The organism is Micromonospora sp. DT44 (genome assembly GCF_049841635.1).
Classification (GTDB): domain Bacteria; phylum Actinomycetota; class Actinomycetes; order Mycobacteriales; family Micromonosporaceae; genus Micromonospora.
Window position 1 is genome coordinate 1 of record NZ_JBNCKS010000191.1, and the last position, 327, is coordinate 327.

1 protein-coding gene is annotated in these 327 nt (G+C 60.6%); it reads right to left on the reverse strand.

What is annotated here, in order from left to right:
- Window positions 1–92: 92 nt before the first annotated feature.
- On the reverse strand, window positions 93–327 hold a 235-nt coding region (locus ACLQ25_RS32875), incomplete at its 5' end, for a hypothetical protein (RefSeq protein ID WP_425734617.1).

Below are 327 nucleotides of genomic sequence, written 5' to 3' on the forward strand. Positions count from 1 at the left end.
CACCTTCGAAGGCCGCCTGTCCGCAGCCCGCAAGTAACCCCATCAAGATCCAGTTACACCGTTAAGTTGACAGTCCCGATCCACAAACCCGGTCATGTGCGTCGGTGGCGTTTGCTGGGGCGCTGTTCAGGAGTTGGTGATCTGCGTTCGGTGACGCCGTAGTCGGCCTGGTGGTACGTCGGGGCTACTGATGATGGAAAGCCTGCCGCGTCGGGTTGCCAGCTGGCGCTGGTGATGCTCATGGAGTCCATCTGTCGTGTTGTGTAGCTGATGGCTTGCTGGTCGACGCTGCTGTTGCCGTACTGGATGGTCGATGTGGCGGGGGTG